The 18,302-nt window shown below is 62.7% G+C and carries 25 protein-coding genes; 14 read left to right on the top strand and 11 right to left on the bottom strand.

What is annotated here, in order from left to right; translation table 11 throughout:
• Nucleotide 1: 1 nt before the first annotated feature.
• Together JWZ97_RS13750 and JWZ97_RS13745 are read right to left on the bottom strand one after the other, a co-directional pair.
• Nucleotides 2-949 carry a GIDE domain-containing protein gene (locus JWZ97_RS13750; RefSeq protein ID WP_205430235.1) on the bottom strand — a complete coding sequence of 316 codons (948 nt, stop codon included), beginning with the start codon at nt 947-949 and terminating at the stop codon, nt 2-4.
• A 2-nt stretch (nt 950-951) separates the two neighbouring features.
• The gene (locus JWZ97_RS13745; RefSeq protein ID WP_205430233.1) at nt 952-1,527 is read right to left on the bottom strand and encodes a LemA family protein; all 576 of its coding nucleotides are present in this window, start codon (nt 1,525-1,527) and stop codon (nt 952-954) included.
• 94 nt (nt 1,528-1,621) lie between these two features.
• Here JWZ97_RS13745 and JWZ97_RS13740 point away from each other — a divergent pair, with 94 nt between their 5' ends.
• Entirely contained in the window at nt 1,622-2,161 is a 540-nt protein-coding gene (locus JWZ97_RS13740) for a gamma carbonic anhydrase family protein (RefSeq protein WP_205434672.1), read from the top strand.
• On the opposite strand, the gene aroE is transcribed toward JWZ97_RS13740, so the two are convergent.
• A complete protein-coding gene (gene aroE / locus JWZ97_RS13735) occupies nt 2,147-2,980 on the bottom strand; it encodes a shikimate dehydrogenase (protein ID WP_205430231.1) in 834 nt (277 codons plus the stop codon). The two genes, JWZ97_RS13740 and aroE, sit on opposite strands and share 15 nt — an antisense overlap.
• A complete protein-coding gene (gene hemB, locus JWZ97_RS13730) occupies nt 2,977-3,999 on the bottom strand; it encodes a porphobilinogen synthase (RefSeq protein WP_205430230.1) in 1,023 nt (340 codons plus the stop codon). The genes aroE and hemB overlap by 4 nt, the downstream gene beginning before the upstream one ends.
• A 102-nt stretch (nt 4,000-4,101) precedes the next feature.
• Here hemB and JWZ97_RS13725 point away from each other — a divergent pair, with 102 nt between their 5' ends.
• Entirely contained in the window at nt 4,102-4,755 is a 654-nt protein-coding gene (locus tag JWZ97_RS13725; protein ID WP_205430229.1) for a phospholipid-binding protein MlaC, read from the top strand.
• A 59-nt stretch (nt 4,756-4,814) separates the two neighbouring features.
• Here JWZ97_RS13725 and hemF read toward each other — a convergent pair whose 3' ends face one another.
• From hemF to JWZ97_RS13700, 5 genes are all read right to left on the bottom strand, one after another.
• Complete coding sequence (gene hemF / locus JWZ97_RS13720; protein WP_205430228.1) at nt 4,815-5,732, bottom strand: oxygen-dependent coproporphyrinogen oxidase; 918 nt, start codon at nt 5,730-5,732, stop codon at nt 4,815-4,817.
• A 126-nt stretch (nt 5,733-5,858) separates the two neighbouring features.
• Nucleotides 5,859-6,587 (bottom strand): 16S rRNA (uracil(1498)-N(3))-methyltransferase, encoded by a 729-nt coding sequence (locus JWZ97_RS13715; RefSeq protein WP_205430227.1) that lies wholly within the window; start codon nt 6,585-6,587, stop codon nt 5,859-5,861.
• The gene (locus tag JWZ97_RS13710; RefSeq protein WP_205430226.1) at nt 6,588-7,937 is read right to left on the bottom strand and encodes an adenosylmethionine--8-amino-7-oxononanoate transaminase; all 1,350 of its coding nucleotides are present in this window, start codon (nt 7,935-7,937) and stop codon (nt 6,588-6,590) included. It lies immediately after the preceding gene.
• Between the two features lie 11 nt (nt 7,938-7,948).
• On the bottom strand, nt 7,949-8,377 hold the full coding sequence (gene rpiB, locus JWZ97_RS13705; RefSeq protein ID WP_205430225.1) for a ribose 5-phosphate isomerase B: 429 nt from the start codon (nt 8,375-8,377) through the stop codon (nt 7,949-7,951).
• A 27-nt stretch (nt 8,378-8,404) separates the two neighbouring features.
• The gene (locus tag JWZ97_RS13700) at nt 8,405-8,911 is read right to left on the bottom strand and encodes a peroxiredoxin (RefSeq protein ID WP_205430224.1); all 507 of its coding nucleotides are present in this window, start codon (nt 8,909-8,911) and stop codon (nt 8,405-8,407) included.
• A 241-nt stretch (nt 8,912-9,152) separates the two neighbouring features.
• Here JWZ97_RS13700 and JWZ97_RS13695 point away from each other — a divergent pair, with 241 nt between their 5' ends.
• From JWZ97_RS13695 to JWZ97_RS13660, 8 genes are all read left to right on the top strand, one after another.
• Entirely contained in the window at nt 9,153-9,887 is a 735-nt protein-coding gene (locus JWZ97_RS13695) for a FimV family protein (RefSeq protein WP_205430223.1), read from the top strand.
• Complete coding sequence (locus tag JWZ97_RS13690; protein WP_205430222.1) at nt 9,880-11,070, top strand: hypothetical protein; 1,191 nt, start codon at nt 9,880-9,882, stop codon at nt 11,068-11,070. The genes JWZ97_RS13695 and JWZ97_RS13690 overlap by 8 nt, the downstream gene beginning before the upstream one ends.
• A gap of 3 nt (nt 11,071-11,073) precedes the next feature.
• The gene (locus JWZ97_RS13685; protein WP_371822509.1) at nt 11,074-11,631 is read left to right on the top strand and encodes an ATP/GTP-binding protein; all 558 of its coding nucleotides are present in this window, start codon (nt 11,074-11,076) and stop codon (nt 11,629-11,631) included.
• A 1-nt stretch (nt 11,632) separates the two neighbouring features.
• The gene (locus tag JWZ97_RS13680) at nt 11,633-12,289 is read left to right on the top strand and encodes a hypothetical protein (protein WP_205430221.1); all 657 of its coding nucleotides are present in this window, start codon (nt 11,633-11,635) and stop codon (nt 12,287-12,289) included.
• A gap of 174 nt (nt 12,290-12,463) precedes the next feature.
• Entirely contained in the window at nt 12,464-12,826 is a 363-nt protein-coding gene (locus JWZ97_RS13675; protein ID WP_205430220.1) for a roadblock/LC7 domain-containing protein, read from the top strand.
• A gap of 30 nt (nt 12,827-12,856) precedes the next feature.
• Complete coding sequence (locus JWZ97_RS13670; protein WP_205430215.1) at nt 12,857-13,330, top strand: PAS domain-containing protein; 474 nt, start codon at nt 12,857-12,859, stop codon at nt 13,328-13,330.
• Nucleotides 13,331-13,343: 13 nt separating this feature from the next.
• Nucleotides 13,344-14,090 carry a phosphate/phosphite/phosphonate ABC transporter substrate-binding protein gene (locus JWZ97_RS13665; RefSeq protein WP_205430213.1) on the top strand — a complete coding sequence of 249 codons (747 nt, stop codon included), beginning with the start codon at nt 13,344-13,346 and terminating at the stop codon, nt 14,088-14,090.
• A gap of 76 nt (nt 14,091-14,166) precedes the next feature.
• On the top strand, nt 14,167-14,412 hold the full coding sequence (locus JWZ97_RS13660) for a hypothetical protein (protein WP_205430211.1): 246 nt from the start codon (nt 14,167-14,169) through the stop codon (nt 14,410-14,412).
• Between the two features lie 35 nt (nt 14,413-14,447).
• Here JWZ97_RS13660 and JWZ97_RS13655 read toward each other — a convergent pair whose 3' ends face one another.
• Nucleotides 14,448-14,975 carry a sterol desaturase family protein gene (locus JWZ97_RS13655; protein WP_240342352.1) on the bottom strand — a complete coding sequence of 176 codons (528 nt, stop codon included), beginning with the start codon at nt 14,973-14,975 and terminating at the stop codon, nt 14,448-14,450.
• 150 nt (nt 14,976-15,125) lie between these two features.
• Here JWZ97_RS13655 and JWZ97_RS13650 point away from each other — a divergent pair, with 150 nt between their 5' ends.
• Genes JWZ97_RS13650 through minE form a run of 4 tightly spaced genes read left to right on the top strand, consistent with a single transcriptional unit; the run spans nt 15,126 to nt 17,660 of the window.
• Nucleotides 15,126-15,746: a class I SAM-dependent methyltransferase gene (locus JWZ97_RS13650; protein WP_205430209.1), complete on the top strand. Its 621-nt coding sequence runs from the start codon at nt 15,126-15,128 to the stop codon at nt 15,744-15,746.
• A gap of 39 nt (nt 15,747-15,785) precedes the next feature.
• Entirely contained in the window at nt 15,786-16,529 is a 744-nt protein-coding gene (minC, locus tag JWZ97_RS13645) for a septum site-determining protein MinC (protein ID WP_240342351.1), read from the top strand.
• 39 nt (nt 16,530-16,568) lie between these two features.
• Complete coding sequence (gene minD, locus JWZ97_RS13640; RefSeq protein WP_205430207.1) at nt 16,569-17,378, top strand: septum site-determining protein MinD; 810 nt, start codon at nt 16,569-16,571, stop codon at nt 17,376-17,378.
• Between the two features lie 3 nt (nt 17,379-17,381).
• Complete coding sequence (gene minE, locus JWZ97_RS13635) at nt 17,382-17,660, top strand: cell division topological specificity factor MinE (protein WP_205430205.1); 279 nt, start codon at nt 17,382-17,384, stop codon at nt 17,658-17,660.
• A gap of 21 nt (nt 17,661-17,681) precedes the next feature.
• Here minE and JWZ97_RS13630 read toward each other — a convergent pair whose 3' ends face one another.
• Nucleotides 17,682-18,200, bottom strand: coding sequence for a histidine phosphatase family protein (locus tag JWZ97_RS13630; RefSeq protein WP_205430203.1), 519 nt, complete (start codon nt 18,198-18,200; stop codon nt 17,682-17,684).
• Nucleotides 18,201-18,302 lie beyond the last annotated feature (102 nt).

The raw sequence follows: 18,302 nt of genomic DNA, 5'->3' as shown, positions 1-18,302 counted from the left end.
TTCAGTCCAATCGGACTCGTAGCGTCCAGACCAAGGTCGCGCCCAGCAATAGAAATCCGGCCAGGCAGGCGCCGGCCCGCCCGCGGGCGCGGGCGACCAGAGTTTCCTGCGACAAGCAGGAGAGCAGATAGGGCCGGCCGTAAGCCGGCTTTTTCATCAGATTGATTTCCGCTTGGGGCGGGCGCGCGGCGTGACGCGCCAACACCTCGCTTTCCGCGTCGCGTCGCGCATCCTCCCACTCGGCGAGATTGATTTCGCCATCGCCATCGGCGTCGAAGCGCCGCAGCAGTGCGGCGCGATCGCGTTTCCAGGTCGTCAGCAGATCGCGGACCTCGTCGTTGAGGCTCGCCGTTTCGTGACCACCCAAGCCGACGAACTGTCCCACCGCGTAGAGCCGGTCATAATCGTTGATGCGGGATTCGGTATAGCGGTAGGGGCCGGTGGACCAGAGCTGGCTCCAGAAGCCGGTCACGCGCGGCGCGCCGCCGGGTTTTTCGGCATGCCCGCGCCAACACAGGCGCACCGAGGGAATCACTTCCGCCCCGTCGGGATCGACGACGCAGCGGCCGGTGGGGTCTTCGAGATGGAAGATGGCCTCGCTGGTGCCGGACTCCAGGGTGCGCCAGAGGTCCTCGCGACCGTAGGCGTCACGCTCGCGCTTTTCGATCTTGTAGCGATACCAGGCGCAGGGCAGGCCGCTGAGCGGCGCATGGACCGGCTCGCCGGGCATCATGCGAGCCCAGCCTTCCAGTTCCACGTAACCCTGGGCGGCCGAGCGCAGTTTGGCGGTCGGCATGTCGGTCATCAATCGGGCCCGGTGCAGGGCGCGAAACCCGAGGCACAGCAGAACCACATCGAGCAGCACCGCCCCACTCCAGGCGAACCAGAACGCATGGGCGCCGGCCGAGTGGATCAGCTCTATCAGCAGGGCCAAGCCGGACGGCTGCATGGTCAGGAGAACAGAGCGCGCAGGTCGACGTCCTGTTTTTCCTCGTCGCTGAATTCCAACAACTGGAAGGGTTTGAAGGCAAACAAACGGGCGATGATCACGTCCGGGAATTGCTCCAGACGCACGTTGTTGTTGTTGACCGTATCGTTGTAGAACTCGCGGCGATCGGCGATGGCGTTTTCCAATCCGGTGATGCGGGCTTCGAGGTTGCGGAAGGCGGTGTCGGCCTTCAGGTCCGGATAGGCTTCGGCCACCGCGAACAATTGCAGCAGCCCCCGGCGTAACTGTCCTTCCGCCGCCCCCAGCGCCGGCAGGTTGCTCGCCTCGCGCGCCGCCGAGACGCCGGCACGCGCCTGCATGACCCGCTCCAGCGTCTCGCGCTCGTGCTTCATGTATTGCTTGCAGGTTTCCACCAGTTTGGGCAGTTCGTCGTGGCGCTGCTTCAGCAGCACGTCGATGTTGGCCCAGGCCTTTGCGGTATCATGCTTGAGGCTGACGAAGCGGTTGTAGATGACGATGACGTAGAGGCTCAGTACGACCAGCATACCGAGCAGGACGAATCCGCCCACACTTAACATGGCGTTCTCCTCATGGATGACCGGCCCGAACGGCCGTCGCTTAGTATAGACAGCCGCCGGTCGGCCGCGGCATTTGGCAAAACGAGGGGTAATGGTGGCGATTAAAGCGTATAGGGGGGTATGGCCCAGTCTGGGGCATGCGGTTTACGTCGACGACAGCGCGCTGGTCATCGGCGACGTGACGCTGGGCGATCACGTTTCGATCTGGCCCATGAGCGTCGTGCGCGGCGACGTGCAGCGCATCCGCATCGGCGAGGGCAGTAATATCCAGGACGGCTGCGTGCTGCACGTCACCCACGGCGGCAGCGAATTCTCGGCGGTGGGGCATCCGCTCACCGTCGGACGTCACGTCACCGTGGGGCACCGCGCGGTGCTGCACGGTTGCGCCATCGGCGACCACTGCCTGATCGGCATCGGCGCCATCGTCATGGACGGGGCCGTCGTCGAGGACGAGGTCATGCTGGGGGCCGGCAGTCTGGTGCCGCCGGGCAAGCGTCTGGAATCCGGATTTCTGTATGTCGGCTCGCCCGCCAAGCAGGCCCGGGCGCTCACGGACCAGGAGAAGGCCTACTTGCGCTTCTCGCCCCGCCACTACGTCGAGCTCAAGGACGCCTACCTATCACGCGGCGAGTGATCTTTCCCGGTCCAGCAGCGCGATGACCGGGCCCGTTTCCGGCCTGAGCTTGCGCCACAGATAAAAGGCCTCGGCCGCCTGCTCGACCAGCATCCCCAAGCCATCCACGCTACGCGCCGCCCCATGTTCCTGACCCCAGCGCACGAATGCGGTCGGCTGGTTGCCGTAGGCCAGGTCATAGCAAACCCCGCCCGGCGCCAGCACACCGGCGGGCAGGGGCGGCAGGTCGCCGCTGAGGCTGGCGGCGGTGGCGTTCAGTATCAGGTCGAATTGCCGGCCGGACAAGGCATCGAATCCGACACCGGTGACCGGTCCCAAGTCATCGAATTCACCCGCGAGCTGGATGGCCTTTTCGACGGTGCGGTTGGCGACGAACAGGCGTTCCGGTTGCTCGGCCAATAGCGGCTGGAGTATGCCGCGGCTCGCCCCTCCGGCACCTAGCAGCAGGATGCGGCGGTTTTGCAGGGCGAGCCCGAGGTTCACGGTGAGGTCGCGCAGCAGGCCGACGCCGTCGGTGTTGTCGCCGTAAAGCCGTCCGTCTTCATCCACGGCCAGGGTGTTGACCGCCTTGGCGCGCTCGGCGCGTTCGCTGAGGATGTCCGCCCGACCATGGGCCAGTTCCTTCAGTGGAACGGTGCAATTGATCCCCTTGCCTCCCGACGCGAAAAAGGCATCCAGCGCGTGATCGAAGTTTTCGGCCGGGACGTCGTGAGCGGTGTAACTCAGATTTTGCCCGGTCTGAGTGGCGAACAGCGCGTGGATGCGCGGCGACTTGCTGTGGCCGATCGGGTGGCCGAACACCGCGTAGCGATCGGTCATCGTTGCTCGTCCTTCAGCCAGCGGGCGACCTGCGGAGCGAAATAGCTGAGGATGGCGTCGGCCCCCGCGCGCTTGAAGGCCAGGAGAGATTCCAGCACCGTCGCTTTCTCGTCCAGCCATCCTGCCTGCGCGGCCGCCTTCAGCATGGCGTATTCGCCGCTGACCTGGTAAACGAAGGTGGGCACACCATAGGTTTCTTTCACGCGGCGCACGATGTCCAGGTAGGGCAAGCCGGGCTTGACCATGACCATGTCCGCGCCTTCCTGGAGATCGAGGGCGACTTCGCGCAAGGCCTCGTCGCTGTTGGCGGGATCCATCTGGTAGCTGTATTTGTTGCCGCCTCCCAGGTTGGCGGCCGAGCCCACCGCATCGCGGAACGGGCCGTAGAAGCTGGAAGCGTATTTGGCGGAGTAGGCCAGGATGCGAGTGTTGACATGTCCGCCTGCCTCCAGCGCCCGGCGGATGGCGCCTACGCGCCCGTCCATCATGTCGGATGGGGCGACGACGTCCGCACCCGCTTCCGCGTGGGACAAGGCCTGTTTCACCAGCACCTCGACGGTCGCATCGTTGACTACGTAACCGCTTTCGTCGACCAGTCCGTCCTGGCCGTGCGAGGTGAAGGGATCGAGCGCGACGTCGGTGATGATCCCCAGTTCCGGCAGGGCCCGCTTCAGCGCGCGGACCGCCCTCTGGGCGAGCCCTTCCGGATTGTAGGCTTCTTCCGCATCCAGGCTCTTGCGTTCGGTGGGCGTAACCGGAAACAGGGCCAGCGCCGGGATGCCCAGCTGGAAGGCGGACTCCGCCTCGCGCAGCAGCAGATCCAGACTGAGTCGCTCGACGCCCGGCATGGAGGAAACCGGTTCGCGGCGGCCTTCGCCTTCCAGGATGAACACCGGATAAATCAGGTCGTCGGCCGTGAGACGATGTTCGCGCACGAGCCGGCGGCTGAAGTCGTTTCGGCGCAGGCGGCGAGGTCGGGTAAACGGGTGGGAAGTGCTATTATTGCGGTCTTCGCGCATGGTATTTAGTCGGGCTGTATAGCAAGGGGCCCGGTAGTTTATTCGATGCGCACGCGTTATGATAAATGCATCTTAAAATGATTGGATTGCGGGAGTATTTCAATGAAATCGACTAAACCCTGGTTCGGTTTGGCTTGGCTGCTGGCGCTGGGTCTGGCCTTGGCGTCGGGCGCGCTGCATGCCGCGGATGCTTTGCTGCCGCCGCAACAGGTTATCCAGGAAACCTCGGACCAGATGCAGAAAACCCTGCAACGGCCCGAGTACAAGAAAGATTTCCTCAAGGCTACGCAATTCGTCGAAACCGTCCTCGAAGCGCATGTCGATTTCGACCGCGTCGCCGTGCTGATCCTGGGCAAATACTGGAAAACCGCCACCCCGGAACAGCAGGTCCGCTTCAAGAAAGAGTTCAAGCTGCTGTTGGTGCGTACTTACACCACCGCCTTTACCGAGTACGCCAACTGGACGATCCGCTATCTGCCGCTGAAGAGCGAAGAAGGCGATAAGCGCGTGGTGGTCCGCACCGAAATCATTCAGCCCGGCGCACAGCCCGTCGGCGTGAACTATCGCATGGTCAACCAGAAGGGTGACTGGAAGGTCTACGACGTGCTGATCGAAGGCGTCAGCCTGGTGCAGAACTACCGCACCAGTTTCACCAACGACATCGCCCGCACCGGTTCGCTGGATCAGTTGATTGCCCAGCTCTCGCAGCGCAACAGCAGCGCGCTCAAGGAGCCGGTCAAGCCCCAGAAGTCCTGATCATCTCCCGCTCCGGCAACAAGGCCCGCTCGTCACGCTACGGCGGGCCTTGTTGCGTTTTAGGCCTGCAGCCAGTCCCTGGGTTTGAGGAAATTCTGGTAGAGATTGTCTTCGGGCGTGCCCGCTTCCGGTTTCCAGTTGTAGCGCCAGTGCGCGACCGGGGGCAAGGACATCAGGATGGATTCGGTGCGTCCGCCCGACTGCAGGCCGAACAAGGTACCGCGGTCGAACACCAGGTTGAATTCCACGTAGCGGCCGCGGCGGTAGAGCTGGAATTCCCGCTCGCGCTCGCCGTAAGAGGTGTTCTTGCGCTTCTGCACGATGGGCAGATAGGCGGGGATGTAATGATCGCCGACGCTGCGCAGAAACTCGAAGCTGCGCTCATAACCCCATTCGTTCAGGTCGTCGAAAAACAGGCCGCCTACCCCGCGGGTTTCATTGCGGTGCTTGAGAAAGAAGTACTCGTCGCACCATTTCTTGAAGCGCGGGTAAACCTCGGCGCCGAAAGGCTCGCAGGCCGCACGCGCCGTCCGGTGCCAGGCGATGGCGTCTTCTTCGTAGGGGTAATAAGGCGTCAGGTCGAAGCCGCCGCCGAACCACCAGATCGGCTCTTCGCCTTCTTTTTCCGCCAGGAAGAAGCGCACATTGGCATGGGAGGTCGGGACATAGGGATTGCGCGGATGGATCACCAGCGACACCCCCACGGCCTGGAAGCTTCGGCCTGCCAGATCGGGCCGGTGGGCGGTCGCCGACGGCGGCATGTTGCTGCCGATCACGTGGGAGAAATTGACGCCGCCCTGTTCGAAGGTGTCGCCGCCGGCCAGCACGCGGGTGCGGCCTCCGCCGATGCCGCTGTCATAGCTCCACACGTCTTCCTGAAATCGAGCGCTCGGTTCCTCGCCTTCCAAAGACCGGCAAATGTTGTCCTGCAGGGTCATCAAATAGGCTTTCACGGATGCTATATCGGGAGCGCTCATGGCCTGATTTCCTCATGTTTTAGGATGGTTGAAAGTCTCCGGAGCGGGAGAGTGCGCGATCGGGGCGCAGGTGCCCGGCGCGCGGGATTCTAGCATACGGAAAACAGGGGCTTATCCGGATCCAGATCAACGAAAGTCGCCCCAAACGGCCTGGATCGCGGCCAAGGCTGCCAGGGCCGCAGTTTCCGTGCGCAGGATGCGCGGACCCAAGCGCAGGGGCGTGAATCCGGCTCCCAGCGCCATCTTGCCCTCGAATTCGCTGAATCCGCCTTCCGGGCCGCCGAGCAGGGTGACGGAGCTGTCAGGTCGTGGAAGTTCGTTCAGCGTCCGGCCGCCATGGGGGTGTAGAAAGAGTCGCGTGCCGGTTTGCCGGGGCAGCCAGTGTTCCAGCTTCTCGGGCTCATGGATGGGGGGGATACGGTTGCGTCCGCACTGCTCGCAGGCGCTTTGCACGACGCGTTGCCAGTGCTGCCGGCGCTGCTGTTTGCGCGCCTCGTCCAGTTGCACCACGCAGCGCTCGGTGAGCAGGGGAGTGATGGCTGTTACACCGAGTTCGACCGCTTTCTGTATACCTAAGTCCATGCGTTCCCCGCGCGAAATGCCCAGGCCCAGGAAGGTGGAGAGCGGTGATTCCGCTTCGCGCGAATTGAATTCGCCCAGTTCCAGCCGGACGGCTTCACGATGACATTCCACCAATACCGCGGGGTATTCGCCGCCTTCCCCGTTGAACACCGTCAGCTCGGCGCCCTTTTTCAGACGCAGCACGGTGCGCAGATAATGCGCGCGCTCGTCGTCGAGCGCGATCGTGGCGCCGGCTTGCAATGGCTGGGTCAGATGGAAACGGGAAATGCGCATTCAGTCCGCCGTGGCCAGGGCTATGCCCTCGCGGGCGACGTCGGCCATCAGGCGGATTTGCTCCGGCGCGATCACGTAGGGCGGCATGAAATAAACGACGTCCCCCAGGGGCCTGAGCAAGACGCCGCGGCTCAAGGCGTGGCGGTAGACCTGCCGCCCCCGCCTTTCCTGCCAGGGATAGGGTTGGCGGGTATTTTTGTCCTCGACTAACTCGACCGCCAGTATCATCCCGGTCTGGCGCACCTCCGCGACATGCGGGTGGTCGGCCAGGCCTGTCGTGGCATCCGCCATTTCCCGGGCGAGGATGCGGTTGCGGGCGATGACGTCATCGCGTTCGAACAAATCCAGGCTGGCCAAAGCGGCGGTACAGGCGAGCGGATTGCCGGTATAGCTGTGCGAGTGCAGAAAGGCCTTGAGCGTAGCGTAATCGCCGTAGAAGGCCTGATAAACGGTTTCCCGAGTGAGCACGGCGGAAAGCGGCAGATAGCCGCCGGTCAGCCCCTTGGATAGACAGAGGAAGTCCGGCGTGATGCCGGCCTGTTCGCAGGCGAACAGGCTGCCGGTGCGGCCGAAGCCGACGGCGATCTCGTCGGCGATCAAATGCACGCCGTAGCGGTCGCAGGCCTCGCGCAGCAACTTCAGATACACGGGGTCGTACATACGCATGGAGCCTGCACACTGCACTAAGGGTTCCACGATGACCGCGCAGACTTCCTCTGAATGTGCGGCCAGGGTTTTCTCCATGTCGGAGAAGCGCCGTGCCGAATAATCCGCCCAGCTCTCGCCCTTCTCGCGATGAAAGCAATCGGGCGATGGGACGGTGATCACGTCCATCAGTAGCGGCGCGTAGGTTTCCTTGTACAAGGCCACATCGCCCACCGCCAGCGCGCCCAGGGTTTCGCCGTGGTAGCTGTTTTCCAGCGTGACGAAGCGGGTTTTGCGCGTTTTCCCCAGGTTGCGCCAATAGTGGTAACTCATCTTCAGCGCCACCTCCACGGCCGAGGAGCCGTTGTCGGCGTAGAAGCAGCGGCTCAGGCTGGGCGGGGCCAGGTGCGTGAGCCGTTCGGCCAGACGCACGGCCGGCTCGTGGCTGAAGCCGGCGAGTATCACATGCTCCAGCTGCTCCAACTGGGCCTTGATGGCGTCGTTGATGTAAGGGTGCGCATGACCGAACAGATTGACCCACCAGGAGCTGATGGCGTCCAGATAGCGTTTGCCTTCGAAATCCTCCAGCCAGACCCCCTGCCCCCGGCGTATCGGCACCGGCGGAAGCGCCTCGTGATCCTTCATCTGGGTGCAGGGGTGCCACAGCACGGCCAAATCGCGCTGCGCGAAAGCCAGATTGCTCATGCGGCCGGAGCTCAGTCGTCGATGGCCACGATCCGGGGTATGTGTCGTCCGCCTTCGAACTCGGTGGCGAGGAAAGTCTCGACGACTTTCTTGGCGGTATCCAGGTCGATGATGCGCTGGCCGATCGCGATGCAGTTGGCATCGTTGTGGGAGCGGGTCAGGAAGGCGGTTTCTTCGTTGAAGCAATAGCCGCAACGGACGCCCCTGACCCGGTTGGCGACGATGGCTTCGCCGTTGCCGCTGCCGCCCAGCACGATGCCGCGTTCCACCTCGCCGCGTGCGACCGCTTCGGCGCAGGGGCGTATCCAGGTGGGGTAATCGGTACGTTCGTCGCTGAAACAGCCATAGTCGACGACTTCGTGGCCCAGGCCGGCCAACCAGAGGCGCAGGGCTTCCTTGTGCGAGAAACCGGCGTGATCGGATGCGATGCCTATTTTCATGGGTATTGACTCCTCGATGCTCGGGGATTACAGGGCGGCGAGTATGGCTTCGGCGTTCGAGACCTCGAACTTGCTGGGCGCCTCGACCGCGACATGCTTGACCACGCCGTCTTCGACGATCAGCGCATAACGCAGGCTGCGCACGCCCAATCCTTTCGCGGTCAGGTCCTGGCTCAAGCCGAGCTGGGTCGTGTAGAGGGCGCTGCCGTCGGCTAGCAGGCGTACCTTGCCGTTCACATGTTGATCGCGGCCCCAGGCGGCCATGACGAACGCGTCGTTGACCGACAGACACCAGATCTCGTCGACGCCCTTGGCCTTGAACGCCTCGTAGTGCTTGACGTAGCCGGGCAAGTGCTTGATCGAACAGGTGGGGGTGAACGCGCCGGGTACCGCGAAGATCACGATTTTCTTGCCCTTGATCAAGTCTTGTACGGCCAGGGACTGGGGATTCAGCGGGCAGTTCGTGGCCGGATCGAATTCGGTGCATTCGGTGAGCGTACCGTCTGGCAAACGGTCTCCAGCTTGTATGGTCATGGCAATTCCTCGACGGTGGGTTGAACGGGCGGGAAGCATGGCGCGGTGCCGGCGGGAAGTCAAAAACGGCTGGAAAGTCCCCGGAAGTTTCAGGGCTTAGCGCGCTTTTCCGGGACTGAAGAGGCCCGCCGCCGCACCTTGCCCCGGACAGAATCTTCGGCCGCCCGATGCGCTTACCAATTGCGAAAATTCTTCTATGCTTTGCCGCCATCGAATTTCCGCAGCAATTTCCGGGAGATTTATGGGACAGGCAATCTACGGGCAGCTTGGGGACGCCGCAGCCCTTACTCCGACACTGAATGAGGCGCCATGCAGCGAACTGGCTTTCCTCATCGGTGAATCACAGCGGTGGCTGCCCTATTTGCCGGACCTGCCTGCGCGCTTCGGCGATGCGCTCGCCCAGGCTGTCAGCGCAGCCCCCGGAGACCTCGCGCGACACACCCGGCGTATACACCATGCCTACCGATCGCTTGACAGTGAAGCGCTTTATGGAGCCCTGCTCGATTTGTTCGCCGTTCTGGGCCACCACGGCAGGGAGTTGCGCAGGCGCATGTTGTCCGCCAGCCGTGATCGGCTCGCCGCGGAACAGGAACAGGCGCTGCGCCTCTGGCTGGAATCCGGCCGGCGGCCGCCCATGTCGCCGCGGAGTCGCAGTGCGTGTCTGAGCGAGGGGGTGGAAGGTGAAACCGGCCTGTTGCACGTGCGGGAGGGAGAACAGGTCGAAATACGGGATCCCTTGCAGGAGGCGCGCGAGTTTATCGAATACAGCCAGCTCGAACAGGCTATGGACCTGCTTGAAAACGCCGTGCGCAGACAGCCTGAGCGTGATGACTTGCGGGTCGAACTGCTGTCGCTATACCGGGCGACCCGTGATCACGCTAGACGGGATGATTTCCGCCGCCGGCTTGGCACCGAATTAGGCGGCTTGCCGCCATGCTGGGCCAGCGACGGCACGGGGGAGCGCGGCAGTGAATAAGCCTGCCGAAGTCGAGCTCCTCAAGCTGGGCGCCATCGGCCTGGACGATAGGACCCTCCATCTGTTTCGCCTGTTCCTGCGCGGTCCCGGCTCCAACCGGGCGGTGATCGTCGCCGATCCGAGCCAGGCCGAGGCCTTGCTGGTCGACCTGGACAACCCGGAGGGCAAGCGGCTCTACGCCGCGCGGCAACAGATTCATCCCGGTCGGCCCAGCATCGTGCTGGCGTTGGCCGTGCAGGGGCTCGATCCGGACAGCGTGTTCGTCAAGAAACCGGCTCGCAGCGAGGATCTGCTTGCCGCGCTGGAAAAAATGCGCGCCCTGGTGACAAGGACGAATGCCTCCGAAAAGGATCAGGCAACGCCCGCCGCTAAACCCGCCATGAAGGTGGTGACCGCGACGCAGGGCACGGAACCCAGAACGCACAAGGTCGCCATGCTGTTGGACGAGCAAGCCTTCGGTGCCTATCTCGGGCGGCGCGACGACGTGGATGCCCACGACCCTTCCCAGTGGGGCGATCTGTACTACCAGCCGGACGAATACCTCCAGGGCATGGTCCATAAGGCCTGGGAGCGAGCCGAAAACACGGGAATCGCCTTGCGGGTGCAGACTCCCTGGAAGGCCATCGCCCTGCTGCCTCAGCAGAGAAAAATTTGGGTGGACGCCGACGAGGCTCAGATCAGGGCCGCCTGCAGCATACCATTCCACAAGGTGGCCAACATCGAGTTGGGTGGCGCTAACCCCTCCCGCACCTCGCTGATGGAGGTGGCCGCCGATGAGGCCCAGTTGCTGGCCGGACACGACAAGGCGGCGGCGTCGACGGCGTTGCTGTGGAAAATCGCCCTCTGGACGTCGAAAGGACGCATTCCCCAGGGGCTGGCGCCGGATCGTCCCGTTCGCCTGACCCGCTGGCCGAATTTCACGCGTGTGTTGATCACCCCGCATGCCCTCCGGATCGCCGCCCTGTTGCGCCATCGGCCCTGTAGTCTTTTCGACGTGGCGCAGGCTTTGGGCATCCGGCAGCAATTTGTGTTCGCCTTCTTCAGCGCGGCTTGGGCGGCGGGACTGATAGAGGTGATGCCGGACACCCCGACCGCTCCGATTCCGCATCCAGATCCGCCCGAGCAGCCGGAGAGAAAGAAATCCCTCCTGAAAAGCATACTGCAACGGCTACGGATGAGTTAACCCATGGATAAACGCAGCATGATTCAATACAACAAGATCATTTTCACCGGCCCGGTCGGGGCCGGCAAAACCACGGCCATCGCTTCGCTCAGCGATGTGCCGCCGCTGAGCACCGACGAGGCGGCCAGCGATATGACGAAATCGCGCAAGGCGTCCACGACGGTGGCCATGGATTACGGCATCCTGAACCTGGCCGGCGGCGAGAAAATCCATCTCTACGGCACGCCGGGTCAGGAGCGCTTCGACTTCATGTGGGACATTCTGACCACCGGCGGTATCGGCTTGGTGCTGTTGCTCGACAATACCCGTGCGGATCCGTTCCAGGACATGAAGTTCTTTCTCGGCAAGTTCCGCGAATTCATCGCCTCGACGTCCGTGGTCATAGGCGTGACACAGACCGACCTGAGCCCCGAGCCGAGGCTGGATTCCTATCATCAGTATGCCGGGACCATGGGCTTCACCCCCGCCATATTCGAAGTGGATGCCCGTCGGCGCGCCGATGTGTCCGTGCTCGTGCAGGCCTTGCTCTACAGCCTGGATCCCGGACTCGAGGTCGGTTGAAGTGGGTGCCTCCTATTTGTTGGCCGATCATCTTTATGTCTCGCCGACACCGGGTGGGGCGTTTTATGCGGTCGCCACGCCCGGCGAGGACCCTCCCAGGCGGTTGATACGCGCTCTGCTCGCTCAGTCCGTCACGCCGCGCCTGGGCCGGGAAGCGCTGTCTCTTTGGATGGGGCTGAACGAGCCCGAGCAGGCTCTGGCTCTCTTGAACCACATCCAGGATGCACACTGGCTGCAAGGTTTCGAGGCGCCACGCACCTGTCCGTCCGGTTCTTTGGAGGCCTTGCTGCCCGGTCTGCTGCAAGCGCTCAGCAGTCAGGGCAAGGCCTTGCTGGCCGATAACCAGGGGTTTTATCTCGCCACTTCCGGGTTTCCGCACGAAACCGCGGAAGAGCTTTCCGCCCTCAGCGCGGAACTAGCCAGCTTGCACGAGCGGCGGACCGGCCTGCTGCTCAACAACATGGGGCTGAATTCGAGCGCCTGGGCCGTCGTGGATGCTTCCGGCGGCAGCCGCTTGGGCTTCTGGCCGCTTTACATCGGCGCACAGCGCTTCGTGCTGGTCATTGCCGGGCTTCCCCGCTTCAACCAGCCGGATTTCCTTTCGCTGGTGTGGGCGTTGAGCCAGCGCTATGGCGACGAGCAGTCGCACGTATCGTGACCCGTCATGGGGGCCGCGTCGGTTCTAATCGTTGTCTTCTAGAGCACTCTCGTCATGCGTGAAGAAGTGTTTGATTCCATCCTCGCCGATCTTTATGGCGCCCCGCCCGATTACGGGTCGGCAGACGCTGTTTCCCATCCTCAACCCTCATCCACTCCCGGGAGAACGTTTACTATGCGCGCAGATATGCTTGCTTCCATTCTTGCCGATCTCAACGGCACATCAGCCGACATCGAAGCCTCGGGCATCATTTCCACCGACGGTTTGATCATGGCCGCGGTTCTGCCGCAAGGCATGGACGAGGACCGTGTAGGCGCCATGAGCGCTGCGATGTTGTCCCTGGGAGACCGCACCGCGCACGAACTGGCCCGTGGTGCCCTGGAGCAGGTGCTCATCAAGGGTGACAAGGGCTACGTGCTGATGACTTATGCCGGCAAGGAGTCGGTCTTGACCGTCCTGGCCAAGCCCAACGCCAAGCTGGGCTTGATCTTCCTGGACGTCAAACGCGCCGCGGAAAATATCGCCACCTTGATCTGACACCCTTCTCGCAGCCGGATGGAGTGAGTCATGCAAGATATGCAGCCCGATGACATCGTCGGTGATTTTCGTGAATACACCCTCAGCTATTGGGACGGCACCTCGCGCAAGGTGTTGGTCACCGACGTCGAATCGCCTTACCCGGAAGGGCGGTTGATCGTGTCGCGCACCGACCCGGCGGGAATCATCACCCAGGCCAACCAGTCGTTTGTCGAGATGTCGGGATACGCACTGGAAGAGTTGATCGGCGCCCCGCACTACATACTGCGGCATCCGGACATGCCGCCTGCGGCGTTCAAGGATCTGTGGGATACCGTGCAGCGCGGCGAAAAATGGCAGGGTTATGTCAAAAATCTGCGCAAGGACGGCGGCTATTACTGGGTCAAGGCAACCGTAATCCCCAATGTCCGGAATGGCCAGGTCGTGGGGTATACCTCGGTGCGGCGCAAGCCCTCGCGCAGCAAGGTCGAGGAATGCATCCGCCTCTATCCCACCCTGTTCTAGCAGGAGCACGCCGATGACCCTCCAGTTTACCGTCAGTCCGGATTTCACGCCTGACCATCTTTCCGGCTGGTTCATATTCAACACCTGGTTGCAGCGGACGCTGGATCTGCCGGTCCATTTGCAGATCTACGACGATTTCCACAGTCAGCGCGAGGCGATCCGGACCGACGCGGTCGACCTGATTTACGCGAACCCCTACGATGCCGCCATGTTGGTTCGGGACAAGGGATTTCGCCCTCTCGTCAAGCCGGAGAGCCGGGCCGACGAAGCGCTCATCGCCGTGAGTGCGGAAAGCGAGTATCACCATGTGGAGGACCTGAAGCCCGGAATTCGGCTGGCGATTACCGAGGATCCGGACGTCCACATGATGGGCATGATCATGCTGGAGCCGGCCGATCTCGATGCCGGCTCGGTGCAGACCCGAACCTGTGACGGTTACGTGTTGGTCGCCAAGGAACTGCTCAGGCGGAATTCGGACGCCGGCATTTTCCTGGTGGAGGCCTACGACGATTTGTCGTCGGTCATCCGCAACCAGTTGCGGGTGCTGGTGCGCAGCCATATCCACGTCGTTCACCATTCCCTGATGCTGGGACCCCGCCTGGCTGGCCAGCGCGAGTTATTGCTCGACGCCCTGGTGAATATGCATAGCTGCGAGAAGGGGCGCGGCGTTTTGGAAGCGCTCAAGTTTTCCCGCTGGGAAGCCGTTGACGACGAGGAAATGGAGTTCATGATCGATCTGGTCGATACACTCATGACCTGACGGGGGCGGCTCAAGTTTGCCCGGATGGTGCCGCTAAATTGAACGGCTCACGGAGTTAGTCTCCAGGAGGTGTGCCATGTTGACCGGACTCGTTTCATACCACCAGGGATCGACCGCCATCCAACGCAGCTTCAATCGACTCGATCAGGCTGCGGATCAAATCGCCAAGGCGTCCTTGCCCCAGGATACGGAAAGCAAACCCGCGGACCTGATCAAGCCCGTTACCGAGCTGAAAAGCGCGGAACTCGAATCCAGGGCGGCGATCAAGCTCTTGGACGCGGAAAGCGAGCAAAGACGAACGCTGCTGGATGTCATCGCCTGAGAGCGAGCCATCCGCCGCGAGTGGCTTCAGTCGTCTCATCGGCCGGGGGGATCCCCTCCGGCCGATTTTTTTTGTGGCTCGCGGCCCGTGTCGGGGATCACGCGGGTACCCAGGATCCAGTCGAACCAGGGCCAGCTGACGCACCAGTTCGCCTCGGGCGTGCCCATGTGGTGTTGGTAGTGCCAGGGCAGATGTTCTCGCGCCCAGGCGGGATTTAAATGGGCCTTGCGGTGGCGGCAAAAGTAGAGGATCAAACCCGCGTACATGCCCGTGACATAGCCGGGGGCGAGCGGTGTCAGCGGCACATGCAGCAGGAAAATACTTCCCAACATCAGCAGCTCCTTGGCCGAGGTGTTCCATGGCCTGGGTCCCCTCCGGTAAGCGGGATCCAGCATGCCGAGACGGCGCGTCACGCGGTGATGATCATGCCAGTGGTAAGCCCAGATGCTGGTTTTCCGCTTGCCCAATCCATGCAGGACGAAGCGGTGCACCGCCCATTCGCCGAAGTTTTCGGCCAGCAGTCCCAGCGGTATTCCGAGCAGCCAGTACAGCATCTCGCCCATCGTGACTCATTCCCCGCTCGTGTCAGGTGGCGCTCGTTATGGCTTCCTCTCTATCCGGTGTCCCGGTCTGTATAATCCTCGCTGCAGCATTCGAGGGGTACACTTCCGCTTCACCGTCGTCCAGATTCGAACCCGAGGGAATCGATCACCATGCAGCTCGAAGCCATTTTGAAATCTTACGCGCGTTATGCGCCGGTGTACGACCACACCTTCGGCTGGATGCTCAGCTTCCGCGGGCGCTCCATGGCGGCCGGCATTGCCAACCGGCAGCCGGGGCGCATCCTGGAGGTCGGGGTGGGCACCGGCATCAGCTTGGGCTATTACCGTCGGGAACATCAGGTACACGGTATCGACATCTCGCCCGACATGCTGGAGCGCGCCCACCGCCGCGTGCGCCAGAAGCGCCTGGGCCATGTCACCCAGTTGGAGATCATGGACGCCCGCAAAATGCACTTTCCGGACAATCATTTCGATACCGTGATCGCCGCCTATGTGATGTCCGTGGTGCCCGAGCCCGACAAGGTGATACGCGAAATCGAACGGGTCTGCAAGCCGGGCGGCGACGTCATCATCGTGAATCATTTCGTCGCCGAGCGCGGTTTCCGGCGCCACTTCGAGTCCATGCTGGCGCCGCTGTCCGCCAAGCTGGGCTGGCGGCCGGACATGGCACTGCAGGAAATACTCTCCCACACCTCCCTGCACGAAGTCGCCCGTCACACCCTGCCGCCCCTGGGCCTGTTCACGATGCTGCATCTGCGTAAGCCCGGGTGATACAATCCCGGGCAACTCCACCTCCCGGTCGACCCTCCTGTGACGTCCCCCTATCCCGAAACCAGACCGCAGATCGCGCAATCGCAGCTTTTCGAAATCAAGGGTGGCACCATTCATCTGCCCATATTGAAGCTGTTCAGTGACGACGCCGATGCGGTGGCCGACCAGCTTCGGCGCAAGGTGGAGCAGGCCCCGGAGTTTTTCCGCAACGCGCCGCTGGTCATAGACCTCCACGAACTCGACGATCCGGAGGTATTGGTCGACTTCCCGCACTTGATCGCCGTCCTGCGGGAAGTCGGCGTGGCGCCGGTGGGGGTGCGTGGGGGTTCCGAGCCATTGCAGTTGGCCGCCCGCAATGCCGATCTGGCCGTCCTGGCGGAAAGCAAGCACGAACCGGCGCATCAGCCATCGGTTGCGTCGGCGCGAGCTTCCGCGGCAAAAGCGCCGGAGCCGGCGCCAAGCTCGCGCCTGATCGAACAACCCGTCCGCTCGGGCCAGCGCATCTACGCGGCCGGCGGCGACCTGGTCGTGCTGGCTCAGGTCAGCGCGGGCGCCGAAATCATGGCCGACGGCAACATCCATGTATACGGCGCTTTGCGCGGCCGCGCCATGGCAGGTGTGCAGGGCAACCTCAATGCCCGCATCTTCTGCAGCGATCTGCAGGCGGAACTCATCGCCATCGGCGGCCATTACAAGGTGAGCGAGAACCTCGACGAATCGGTGCGAGGCCGGCCGGTGCAAATTTACTTTCGCGATAACTCGCTGATTATTGGCGATTTATAGTATGAACACGCTACTCTCGGATTCATTTGGAGGACATCAGTGGCACGCATCATCGTAGTGACTTCGGGCAAGGGCGGCGTCGGCAAGACGACCACCAGCGCCGCCATATCCATGGGACTGGCCCTGCAGGGCCACAAAACCGCCGTGATCGATTTCGACGTGGGGCTGCGCAACCTCGATCTGATCATGGGCTGCGAAAGGCGCGTGGTTTACGATTTCGTCAACGTCATCAACGGCGAGGCGACGCTCAACCAGGCCCTGATCAAGGACAAGCGCTGTGAGAACCTGTTCATCCTGCCGGCTTCGCAGACGCGCGACAAGGATTCGCTGACGACGGAAGGCGTCGGGCGGATATTGGCCGAGTTGTCCAAAGATTTCGATTACATCGTGTGCGATTCGCCGGCCGGTATCGAGCGCGGGGCCACGCTGGCGATGTATTTCGCCGACGACGCCGTGGTGGTGACCAATCCCGAAGTGTCCTCGGTGCGCGACTCCGACCGCATGCTGGGCATCCTCGCCAGCAAGTCGCGCCGCGCCGAGCAGGGCGAGGAGCCGATCAAGGAATATCTGCTGCTGACCCGCTATTCGCCGCAGCGCGTGAAGCTGGGGGAAATGTTGAGCGTCGAGGATGTGCAGGAGATCCTGTCGCTGCATCTGCTGGGCGTCATTCCCGAATCCAAGGCCGTGCTCAGCGCGTCCAATTCCGGGGCTCCGGTGATCCTCGATGACAAAAGCGATGCCGGCCAGGCGTATTCGGACGTGGTCCGCCGCTATCTGGGCGAGGACGTTCCGCACCGCTTCGTCGACGAAGAGAAGAAAGGCTTGTTCGGCCGTTTGTTTGGGAGTTAAGCCATGGGACTGCTGGATTATTTTCGAACTTCGCGCCCGTCGAGCGCGGCCCTCGCGAAAGAACGCCTGCAAATCCTGGTGGCGCACGAGCGTTCGGCGCGCAACGCGCCGGACTATCTGCCCAAGCTGCAGAAAGAATTGCTGGAAGTCATCCGTAAATACGTGCAGGTCGACCAGGACGCCATTTCGGTGACCATGGAGCAGGATGAAAGCCGCGAAGTCCTGGAGGTCAACATCGTGCTGCCCGACGATAGCGAGCGCAGGCGGCCCTCCGCGACCTGAATCGCGGCAGCCGGGGCTCGTTCATTCCCGGCTTGCGTCGAGCCGTTCGTCCGGTTTCGGCGGCCGTTCGAAAAATTCCAGGTGCCCGCCGCCCCGCGCGCAATCTCTCCAAGACGCGGCGTCGAAAGCGATCGATACCGCACCGCAGGTGGGTAGGTCGGCCAGGTCGGCTCGTGTCAGGCGATGGGCCAGTTCGCTGAGCTCGGGGTTGTGCCCGACCAGCAGGACCCGGCGCCAGCCAGGGTCCAGTGTGGCGATCAGTTCGGTCAATTCATCCACCCCGCGCAGATAAATGCCCTCGCGAACCTCGATGCGGTCCTGGGGATAGCCTAGTTCCTTGGCGAGTTTGCTCGCCGTCTTGAGGGCGCGCTTGGCGGGGCTGGTCAGTATCCGATCCGGGGCGTAGCCCCGTTTCTTGAGCAGTTGGCCCATCCACGGGGCGTCGCGCTTGCCGCGCTTGTTCAGGGGGCGCTCGCGGTCCGGCAAGCCCGGGTCGTCCCAACTGGATTTCGCATGGCGGACTAGCAATAGTCTTTTCATCGTCAGGACTCTCTGGAATCCGGCGGCTTGCGCGAGGTTCTCGCTCACGCCGGTGGGGCGTCGGGCTGGGCTCGGGCGCAAATCTTTATGGCTTGCCAAGAT

Origin of the sequence: Methylococcus sp. EFPC2 (genome assembly GCF_016925495.1) — a bacterium.
Taxonomy (GTDB): domain Bacteria; phylum Pseudomonadota; class Gammaproteobacteria; order Methylococcales; family Methylococcaceae; genus EFPC2.
The sequence above is the reverse complement of the archived record's forward strand: the minus strand, read 5'-3'. Positions and strand labels throughout refer to the sequence as shown.

Coding starts and splice junctions, on each gene's coding strand:
- JWZ97_RS13655 (WP_240342352.1), bottom strand. CDS start 14,975: ATGGGCGAGATGCTGTACTGGCTGCTCGGAATACCGCTGGGACTGCTG.
- aroE (WP_205430231.1), bottom strand. CDS start 2,980: ATGACCGATCGCTACGCGGTGTTCGGCCACCCGATCGGCCACAGCAAG.
- minE (WP_205430205.1), top strand. CDS start 17,382: ATGGGACTGCTGGATTATTTTCGAACTTCGCGCCCGTCGAGCGCGGCC.
- JWZ97_RS13685 (WP_371822509.1), top strand. CDS start 11,074: ATGGATAAACGCAGCATGATTCAATACAACAAGATCATTTTCACCGGC.
- hemF (WP_205430228.1), bottom strand. CDS start 5,732: ATGAGCGCTCCCGATATAGCATCCGTGAAAGCCTATTTGATGACCCTG.
- rpiB (WP_205430225.1), bottom strand. CDS start 8,377: ATGAAAATAGGCATCGCATCCGATCACGCCGGTTTCTCGCACAAGGAA.
- hemB (WP_205430230.1), bottom strand. CDS start 3,999: ATGCGCGAAGACCGCAATAATAGCACTTCCCACCCGTTTACCCGACCT.
- JWZ97_RS13660 (WP_205430211.1), top strand. CDS start 14,167: ATGTTGACCGGACTCGTTTCATACCACCAGGGATCGACCGCCATCCAA.
- JWZ97_RS13715 (WP_205430227.1), bottom strand. CDS start 6,587: ATGCGCATTTCCCGTTTCCATCTGACCCAGCCATTGCAAGCCGGCGCC.
- JWZ97_RS13675 (WP_205430220.1), top strand. CDS start 12,464: ATGCGCGCAGATATGCTTGCTTCCATTCTTGCCGATCTCAACGGCACA.
- JWZ97_RS13665 (WP_205430213.1), top strand. CDS start 13,344: ATGACCCTCCAGTTTACCGTCAGTCCGGATTTCACGCCTGACCATCTT.
- JWZ97_RS13750 (WP_205430235.1), bottom strand. CDS start 949: ATGCAGCCGTCCGGCTTGGCCCTGCTGATAGAGCTGATCCACTCGGCC.
- JWZ97_RS13745 (WP_205430233.1), bottom strand. CDS start 1,527: ATGTTAAGTGTGGGCGGATTCGTCCTGCTCGGTATGCTGGTCGTACTG.
- JWZ97_RS13670 (WP_205430215.1), top strand. CDS start 12,857: ATGCAAGATATGCAGCCCGATGACATCGTCGGTGATTTTCGTGAATAC.
- JWZ97_RS13710 (WP_205430226.1), bottom strand. CDS start 7,937: ATGAGCAATCTGGCTTTCGCGCAGCGCGATTTGGCCGTGCTGTGGCAC.
- JWZ97_RS13630 (WP_205430203.1), bottom strand. CDS start 18,200: ATGAAAAGACTATTGCTAGTCCGCCATGCGAAATCCAGTTGGGACGAC.
- JWZ97_RS13650 (WP_205430209.1), top strand. CDS start 15,126: ATGCAGCTCGAAGCCATTTTGAAATCTTACGCGCGTTATGCGCCGGTG.
- JWZ97_RS13725 (WP_205430229.1), top strand. CDS start 4,102: ATGAAATCGACTAAACCCTGGTTCGGTTTGGCTTGGCTGCTGGCGCTG.
- JWZ97_RS13695 (WP_205430223.1), top strand. CDS start 9,153: ATGGGACAGGCAATCTACGGGCAGCTTGGGGACGCCGCAGCCCTTACT.
- JWZ97_RS13700 (WP_205430224.1), bottom strand. CDS start 8,911: ATGACCATACAAGCTGGAGACCGTTTGCCAGACGGTACGCTCACCGAA.